The organism is Bradyrhizobium sp. Leo170 (assembly GCF_004296405.1).
Classification (GTDB): Bacteria; Pseudomonadota; Alphaproteobacteria; order Rhizobiales; family Xanthobacteraceae; genus Bradyrhizobium.
This window is the reverse complement of sequence record NZ_PSRR01000356.1, coordinates 1-8861: the sequence shown is the minus strand read 5'-3', so window position 1 is coordinate 8861 and position 8861 is coordinate 1. Positions and strand designations below refer to the sequence as shown.

The 8861-nt window shown below is 63.4% G+C and carries 6 protein-coding genes and 1 pseudogene; 2 read left to right on the top strand and 5 right to left on the bottom strand.

The features are described from left to right. Nucleotides 1–62 precede the first annotated feature (62 nt). Nucleotides 63–548 carry an MmcB family DNA repair protein gene (locus tag CWO89_RS36555; protein WP_130583239.1) on the bottom strand — a complete coding sequence of 162 codons (486 nt, stop codon included), beginning with the start codon at nucleotides 546–548 and terminating at the stop codon, nucleotides 63–65. Between the two features lie 120 nt (nucleotides 549–668). On the opposite strand from CWO89_RS36555, the gene CWO89_RS36550 reads away from it, so the two are divergent. Next, on the top strand, nucleotides 669–2363 hold the full coding sequence (locus CWO89_RS36550) for an alpha-amylase family protein (RefSeq protein ID WP_130583238.1): 1695 nt from the start codon (nucleotides 669–671) through the stop codon (nucleotides 2361–2363). Nucleotides 2364–2374: 11 nt separating this feature from the next. Here the strand turns inward: CWO89_RS36550 and CWO89_RS36545 are convergent, their stop codons facing one another. Beyond that, entirely contained in the window at nucleotides 2375–4030 is a 1656-nt protein-coding gene (locus CWO89_RS36545; RefSeq protein ID WP_130583237.1) for an alpha-amylase family glycosyl hydrolase, read from the bottom strand. 256 nt (nucleotides 4031–4286) lie between these two features. Further along, nucleotides 4287–5129 carry an RMD1 family protein gene (locus tag CWO89_RS36540; RefSeq protein WP_130583236.1) on the bottom strand — a complete coding sequence of 281 codons (843 nt, stop codon included), beginning with the start codon at nucleotides 5127–5129 and terminating at the stop codon, nucleotides 4287–4289. A 115-nt stretch (nucleotides 5130–5244) separates the two neighbouring features. Between CWO89_RS36540 and CWO89_RS36535 the strand changes: the two genes are divergently transcribed. Further along, entirely contained in the window at nucleotides 5245–5913 is a 669-nt protein-coding gene (locus CWO89_RS36535) for an MBL fold metallo-hydrolase (RefSeq protein WP_130583235.1), read from the top strand. Between the two features lie 33 nt (nucleotides 5914–5946). On the opposite strand, the gene CWO89_RS36530 is transcribed toward CWO89_RS36535, so the two are convergent. Beyond that, nucleotides 5947–7152 (bottom strand): extracellular catalytic domain type 1 short-chain-length polyhydroxyalkanoate depolymerase, encoded by a 1206-nt coding sequence (locus CWO89_RS36530; protein WP_165421477.1) that lies wholly within the window; start codon nucleotides 7150–7152, stop codon nucleotides 5947–5949. 139 nt (nucleotides 7153–7291) lie between these two features. Beyond that, a pseudogene (locus CWO89_RS36525) lies at nucleotides 7292–8709 on the bottom strand (MFS transporter). Nucleotides 8710–8861: the final 152 nt, after the last annotated feature.

Sequence of the window (8861 nt, the reverse complement as noted above, 5' to 3'; positions counted from 1 at the left end):
GCAAAGCCAACGGGGCGCGCGTTCGCGCGCCCCGTTGGCTTTGCCCACCCTACGCCACCACATCAAAACTCAGCATGCCCCTGCGGGTCGAGCAGGCGGTTGAAGCGTTGCGCGGCGGCCATCGCGAAGCGCAGCGTCATCAGCTTGCGGGTCGGCGCCGGCAGGCGATGCTCCGGCGCTTCGCAATGCAGGTGCGCGCCATAGGCGTCGGCGACGATCAGGCCGGTGTCGGCGGGAAAGATCTCGCACGGCAGATCCTGCGTGAAGGCAAAGAACAGCCGGTCGCAATGGAGGCGATAGTCCTGCCATTTCTGGTCGGCGCGCAAATCCTCTAGCGATGACTTGATCTCGACGATCCAGATCTCGCCGCGCTCGTTCAGCGCCACCAGATCGGCACGCCGGCCCGACGGCAGCGGCAATTCGCTGATGCAGGAGAACCCGAGCGAGCGCAACAGCCGCGCCGTCCCGCGCGCGATCGCAAGCGCCGTCTCCGACTGGCGACGGTCCGGCGGCGGAACAAGGGCGATGTTGCGAGCGGACGATTCCATTCCAATAACCTAGCCGATTCCGGCGGACCGCCCAACACGGCCATTGGCGGGAACCCAAACTGCTCTGTCCGCTTAACAGACGGCCGCTGCATCACCCGGGCGGACCTGGAGGGCTGCCCTGTGATCGACGACCTCTGGTACAAGAACGGCGTTATCTATTGTCTTTCCGTCGGCACCTATATGGATGCGAACGGCGACGGCGTTGGCGACTTCAAGGGGCTGTTGCGCCGGCTGGATTATCTGCACGGCCTCGGCGTCACCGCGATCTGGCTGATGCCCTTTCAGCCCTCGCCAGGCCGCGACGACGGCTACGACATATCAGACTATTACGGCGTCGATCCGCGCTATGGCACGCTCGGAGACTTCGTCGAATTCACCCATGGCTGCAAGCAACGCGGCATCCGCGTCATCATCGACCTTGTCGTGAACCACACCTCCGACCACCATCCCTGGTTTCGCGAGGCGCGCAAGAACAGGGAATCCCAGTATCGCGACTGGTATGTCTGGTCCGACAAAAAACCCGCGAACGCCGACACCGGCATGGTGTTTCCCGGCGTGCAGAAGTCGACCTGGAGCAGGGACAAGGAATCCGGCGCCTGGTACTTTCATCGCTTCTACGATTTCCAGCCGGACCTCAACACATCGAATCCGCATGTGCAGGCGGAAATCCTCAAGATCATGGGGTTCTGGATCCAGCTTGGCGTTTCCGGCTTCCGCATGGATGCGGTGCCCTTCGTGATCGCGACCAAGGGACCAAAGGTCAAGAAGCCGGTCGAGCAGTACGACATGCTGCGCGCTTTTCGGGAATTCCTGCAATGGCGCGAGGGCGACGCGATCATTCTGGCCGAAGCCAATGTGCTGCCGAAAACCGACATGGAATATTTCGGAAGCGATGGCGACCGGATGCACATGATGTTCAATTTCCAGGTCAACCAGCATCTGTTCTATGCGCTCGCCTCCGCCGACTCGCGCCCGCTTGCAAGAGCGCTCGAGGCGACAAAGCCGCGTCCGGCGACGGCCCAGTGGGGCCTGTTCCTGCGCAACCATGACGAACTCGATCTCGGCCGCCTGACCGACGCGCAGCGCAAGACTGTGTTCAGGGCATTCGGCCCCGACAAGGAGATGCAACTCTACGATCGCGGCATCCGCCGCCGCCTCGCGCCGATGCTGGGGGGCGACCGGCGCCGGCTCGAGCTTGCCTACAGCTTGATGTGTACGCTGCCGGGCACCCCGGTCTTCCGCTATGGCGACGAGATCGCGATGGGCGACAATCTCGATCTGCCCGAGCGCGGTTGTGCACGCACGCCGATGCAATGGTCGACGGAGCCACATGCCGGATTCACGAAGGGCGACAGGCCGGTCGTGCCCGTCATCGATACCGGCCCTTACGGTTATGAGCACGTCAACGTCGCCAAGCAGCGCCGCGATCCGAATTCAATGCTGAACTGGACCGAACGCATCATCCGCATGCGCAAGGAAGTCCCGGAGGTCGGCTGGGGCGATTTCAGCATCATCGACACGCGCGATCCTGCCATATTCGTGATCCGCTATGACTGGCGCAACAATTCGGTGCTGTTCGTCCATAACCTCGATGACAGGCCGCGCGAGGTGGCGTTTTCGGCCGGGCTTCCCGGTGACATCGGCAAGCTGCTGATCAGTCTTCTCACCGAGGACCACAGCCGCGCCAATGGACGCGGCCAACACCGGCTATTGCTCGAAGCCTATGGCTACCGCTGGTACAGGATGGGCGGGCTCGATTACCTGTTGAAACGCAGCGATATCGATCAGGCCGACAACGGCGGTCACCCGGCCTGACCGACGTCGGATCACTCGCTGCGGTTCACCTCTCCCCCGTCGAGATCGAGAGCATCATGATTTCGATGCCCCGGCGGCGCGATGATGACGCCTTCATTGCCGCGCAGCTCGAGCACGCTTTCGATCGTCTCGCCCTCGCGGTCGAAAAAGGTCGACAGCAGGATTTCGCTGTTGAAAGCAATCGCACTCGAGGTGACCGCGGCTGGCTCGGCCCCTAAGTTCAGCGCCACGATCAGCGCGCCCTCCTCGCCGCGCCGGCGATAGAGCAGGATGTCGCCTTGCGCGGCGACCCGTTCATAGCTGCCGGTCACGAGCTGCGGCCATTGCCGCCGAAGCGCGATCAGCGCCTGGTACAGGTTGAGGATCGACGTCTTGTCGGCACCGAGACTGGCGACGTTTTCGCTCAATGCATCGTGGGCGAGCGGCAGCCAGGGCTTTACGGTCGAGAAGCCGGCATTGGGCTCAGCATCCCATTGCATCGGCGTGCGGCAACCGTCGCGGCCGACGCCGATACCCGGCACATTCCTCTCGAAGGGATCGCGCACTTCACTGGGCGCGATCGGAACCTGGCGCATGCCGATCTCGTCGCCGTAATAGAGCGTCGGCGTGCCGCGCAGCGTCAATAGCAGCATGGCCGCGACGCGCGCCTGTTCGGGCCCGACCCGGCTCGCCACTCGCGGACGGTCGTGATTGCCGAGCACCCAGTTCGGCCATGCGCCCGGCGGCAGCGCCTTCTCATAATCCTCGATGATCCGCTCGATCGAGCGCGCGCTCCACAAGGTCGACAGCAGCGCAAAGTTGAACGGCATTTGCGCGCCGGTGAGATCGTTGCCGTAATAGGCGACGAGGCGATGCAGCGGCAGATAGATCTCGCCGATCAGCACGCGGCCATCGAATTCGTCGGTGACGCGCCGCATCTCGGCGATCACCTCGTGCACCTCCATTTGGTCGGTGGAATATTGCGTCAGGATCTTCTCATGCGGCGGCCGGCCCTCGTGATAATGCGGGTTGGGCGGGTTGTCGCGAAACTTGGCGTCCTTGATCAGATGCCAGATGACGTCGACGCGAAAGCCGTCGACGCCCTTGCCGAGCCAGAACCGCATCACGTCATAGATCGCATGGCGGACCTCCGGATTGCGCCAGTTCAGGTCCGGCTGCTGGGCCAGGAAGGCGTGGTAGTAATATTGACCGCTCTCGCTGTCATATTCCCAGGCGCTGCCGCCGAATTCCGACAGCCAGTTGTTCGGCGGTCCGCCGCCCGGCTTCGGATCGCGCCAGATGTACCAGTTGCGCTTCGGGTTATCGCGCGAGCTTCGCGATTCGATGAACCAGGGGTGCTGGTCCGAGGTGTGATTCGGCACCAGATCGAGGATCAGCCTGAGCCCCGTGTCGTGGGCTGCCGCGACCAGCGTGTCGAAATCCTCCATCGTGCCGAACTGCGGATCGATGCCGGTATAGTCGGAAATATCGTAGCCGAAATCGACCATCGGCGACGGATAGATCGGCGACAGCCAGAATGCGTCGACGCCAAGTTCTCTTAAGTACGGCAGCTGCCGCAAAATCCCCTTAAGATCGCCGACCCCGTCGCCGTTGGAATCCTGAAACGAGCGCGGATACACCTGATAGAAGATGCCGCGCCGCCACCAATCTTTTTCAATATCGCCCATAGGGCCACGTGATCCTTCAATTCAGGCTTGAACGTGGCAACACGCTAACGCATGGCGGGTTCACACGAGATTTCGTTGATCACAGACCGAGCCACGAGCTCCGCTTCACCTCGCCCCGCCTGCGGGGAGAGGTCGGATCGCATCGCAGATGTGATCCGGGTGAGGGGGAGCCTCCGCGAGTCCTCCTGTCACCGTATTCGCGGAGAGAGCCCCTCACTCCTACCCTCTCCCCGTAAGAACGGGGAGAGGGAGAACATCACACGTGGCGGCCGATCGCGAGCTGGTAGATGGTGATCAACACCTCGAACAGGATCAGGAAGACGATGATCATCTCGAGCCGCAGCGAGCGGCGGGTATCGATGATATCGGTCAGGACCTGCGCGGTCTCGGCGATGACCGCGAGCTTGCGGTTGAGCGATTCGGCGCGCTCCTTCAATTCGTATTCGTCCTCGAGCCGGGCGTAGAGCCGCTCGAGCTGCGGCTTGTCCCAGAGGATGTCGGGCTTCTCGGACACTTCGACCGGGCCCGAGACGCGATGGCGAACCGACAAGGCGTTGCCGATGTGCTTCAGGATCGCGGCGCGGCCGCTATGGATCTGCCCGCTCTTGGCGAGGTCGCGCGCGAATGGCTCGGTCATGTCGAACACCGCGGCGACCTCGCGCTCATGCCGCGCCAGCACGACGCTTTTCGCCAGCGCCTCGCCGACCAGGATCAGCCGCTCCGGCGACAGGCTCTGCAGATAGATCGGCCCGCCCGGCGGAATTTGATCGTCCTTCTCGGAGGCGAGCTCGATGGTGGCGCTCTCCTCCTCGCGCCGCGCAAACGGCGCGACCAGGCGCGACTGCAGCCCGCGCAGGAACTCCTCCTCCTCCAGCGCATTCAGCCCGATCAGAACCACGACGCCGTAACGGAACAGGATCGCGACACCGTTCTCATTGACGCGGAATGCCAATGGCGTCGTCGCCAGCACATCGCTGCGCTCCAGCCCCGATGTGTTCAGGCGTTCGGCCACAAAGAAGGCGCGGGCCGTGGTGCGCGGGCCTCCGAGCGGCGACCGCGAAACCTGGCTGACGGGATGTTCCGATACGGTGGATGCCATTCCTCTTACAGACTACATGTTCAAGAACTGTGCAATCCTATCACAGTCCGGCCCGCGACCGCATGGCGTTCCCGGGACGTGTTGACGCGATTTTCCCAGCGCATAAGGTGCCGCTATGGATAACAAAACCGAAACAAAACCGAAGGCCGGCGCCATCATCGTGCCGGTGACGCTGTTCGAGCAGAACTGCACCATCCTCTGGCACGAGCCGACCAAGAAGGCGGTCGTGATCGACCCCGGCGGGGACGTCCCGAAGATCCAAGAGGCGATCAAACAGACCGGCGTCAGCGTCGAGAAGATCTGGATCACCCATGGCCATATCGACCATGTCGGCGGCGCCGCCGAACTGCGCGACGCGCTGAAGGTGCCGATCGAGGGCCCGCATATCGCCGACAAATATCTGCTCGACAATGTGGTCAGCAGCGGCGCGCGTTTCGGCATGAGCGGCGTGCGCGACTTTGCGCCGGACCGCTGGCTCGAGGAGGGCGAGCAGGTCACAATCGGCGAACTCACTTTCGAGATCCTGCATTGCCCCGGCCATTCGCCTGGCAGCATCGTGTTCTTCAACCGGGAATTGCGCTTCGCCCATGTCGGCGACGTCCTGTTCAACGGCTCGGTCGGCCGCACCGATCTGCCCGGCGGCAGCCACGAGACGCTGATCAGGTCGATCAAGGAGAAATTGCTGCCGCTTGGCGACGACGTCGGCTTCATCTGCGGCCACGGCGCCGGCTCCAGCATCGGCCAGGAGCGGATGACGAATCCGTTCATCACCGGCGAACTGTGAGCGACGCCGCGGCTTATCGGCGCGGCGCCAGAATTACTTCATCAAACCGGCCGCAGTCAGCGCCCGGGTGATCACATCGCTGATCTCGCGAGCGCGGCCGCGGAAGCTGTGTGACGACGGCGCAGCCTGACGGGAGGGCGTCGCGCGCGGCAAGGGCATCGGCTTTGCCGCCTCCTTTGCGACCGGCTTGGTCACAGGCTTGACCACCGGCTTTGCGGCTTCTCTGGCAACCGGCGCGGGTCGGCGGGCCCGTTCGGTGAGGCCGAAGAAATTCGCGATATGATAGGACGACGAAATCCCGGCCTCGATCAGGAAGGCGCCGGCTTCGCCATAACGTTCGTCATTGGCGGCGATGCCGAGCGGCGTGCCGTGGGCCATGCCGGTGATGGTGTAGGATTCGACCATGGTCTCGCCGTTCGAATCCCACCAGACCTCGCGCGGATAGCCGTCGACCATCGTCGCCGCCATCGGCGCCTCCGGCAGGCCGTGCACGTCGAGCCATTGCCTGACGATCGCGTCCGCATTGCCGGGATTGACGGTGCGATCGGCACTGCCGTGCCAGACCGAAACCTTCGGCCACGGACCATCGTGCTTCCAGGCGCCGCGCACGAGATCGCCCAGTTCATTGGCGGTGCGCGACGACGCCTGCATCATGCCATTGAGGGCTTCGCGCAGATTGGTGGCGATGCCGAATGGGAGGCCGGCAACGATCGCGCCTGCCGCGAAGACATCCGGATAGGTCGCGAGCATCACCGAGGTCATGGCACCGCCGGCAGAGAGGCCGGTGACGTAGATGCGGCGTGGATCGAGCTTGTGATCGATGACCATGCGCGCGATCATCTGACGGATCGAGGCAGCCTCGCCCTTGCCGCGTGTGATGTCCTGCGGATCGAACCAGTTGAAGCAGGTGTTGGCGTTGTTCGCCGGCTGTTGTTCCGGCAATAGCAGCGCAAAACCATAGTGACGCGCAAGCGTCGACCAGCCCGCACCGAGATCGTAACCAGCCGCGGTCTGGCCGCAGCCATGCAGCACGACCACGAGCGCCGCGCCGCGCGGCATTCCTTCCGGCACGAACGAATACATCTTCAGCGCGCCGGGATTCGATCCGAACTCGGCGGTCTCGACCAGCGGACTATCGACATCAGGTGCAAGGCTTCGCCGGTAGACGGCGGCAAACCCATTGAATCCATTCAGCCGGGGCAGATGGCTTAGGAACTCGATGTTCTTGGCAAGTGACAACAGCAACTCCTGAGGTGATTTCGACCAGCCTCGGCCAAACACATAGTTGCTGCAGCGCAAAATAAAAAGTCCGTATACTGTCATTCCCCGCGAAATCGTGAGGCGGGCGGTAAATTCGTGATCCAAGATTAATTTGTGATCATGTTGCGCGCCGCATCCATGACAGGAATGCGGTGCAATGATGATCGACAGCCCAAACAATGCGCATGCCGAATGCAGCGCCAGCCGCGCTGAGCCTGCGGCTTCGATCGCGAAGAACACGGCGCCAATTGCGGCCACGCCGGCCGCATTGCCGATCTGCGCCGTGGTGCTGTACATGCCGGAACCCGCACCCGCGCTCGCAGGTTTCACCGTCGAAAGCACTGCACTCGAGAGCGGCGCCATCACCAATCCTTGCCCGTAGCCGAAGATCATCAGCACCAGCGCAAGCGACAGCGCGGAAGGCGCCTCAATCAATGCCGTCGTCACGGCAATCGCGACAAGGCCCACAATCTGCAGCGCGCAGCCCTCGATCAGCACCAGCGTGCCGCGATGCCTGGCCCGCGCGCCGCTATGGCGCGAGGCGACCACGAAGGTGAGTGCGGCCGGCATAAAGACGAGACCAGCCTGAAGCGGCGGAATATGCAGCGCTTTCTGCATGAACATGGTCATGATCAGATAGAACGAGAGATTGGCGAAGAAGAAAAAGAACACCGCGACCAGCCCGCGCATGAAGGCTGCGTCAGCCAGCAGCGCGAGATCGATCAGCGGCATGCCGCCGCCGCGCGCGATCACGCGTTCGAGCCGGACGAACACGGCGATGATCACAGCGCCGCCCGCCATCACCAGCCACACCCAGGGCGACCAGTGCACATCGTGGCCGAACAGCAGCGGTCCGATCAGGCACAGCAATCCCGCAAACAGCACGACCGCGCCGGGAAGGTCGAGCCTCGTGCCGGCGCGATGCGGCACCGTCGGCATGATCCTGAGCGCGGCGGCAATGATGACGATGCCGAAGGGCACGTTGACGAAAAACACCGCGCGCCAGCCAAGCCCGGCAAGATCAAGCGTCACCAGCACGCCGCCGAGCAGGAAGCCGGCGGCGCCCGAGAGGCCCAGCACGATGCCATAGATGCCGAAGGCACGGGCGCGCGCCGAATCGGCAAACAACAGATGCAGCGTCGCCAGCACCTGCGGCACCATCAGCGCCGCGGTCGCGCCCTGCGCCAGTCGCGCGATGATCAGCTCGGGGCCGGATTGCGCAAGCCCGCACCACAGCGACGCCAGACTGAAGCCTGCAACACCGGCGACGAACACGTTCCTGGTGCCGTAGATGTCGCCGAGCCGGCCGCCGGTGACCACCAGCGTCGCATAGGCGATCAGGTAGATCGCGATGACGGCTTCGATCTCGGCGGCGCTCGCCTGCAGCTCCACCGCGATCGTCGGGATCGCGACATTGACGATGAAGGCATCGACCCCGAACATGAATTGCGCGGCGACCACTGTCGCCAACACCCACCAGCGCCGCGAGGAATCCACTGACATAGTGCCACTGATATAGGTGACGATCTGGTGCATGGCGGGCCGTTCCGTTCAAAATCTGTTGTGCCCCCAAGCTACAGATTCGACTCATTCCGGCGATTACCTCCGAGGTAAGTCTCGCAGTCCGTAGCCCGGGTGGAGCGCAGCGTAACCCGGGGTGTGTTCGCCGCGGACGCAGCAGTCCCGGG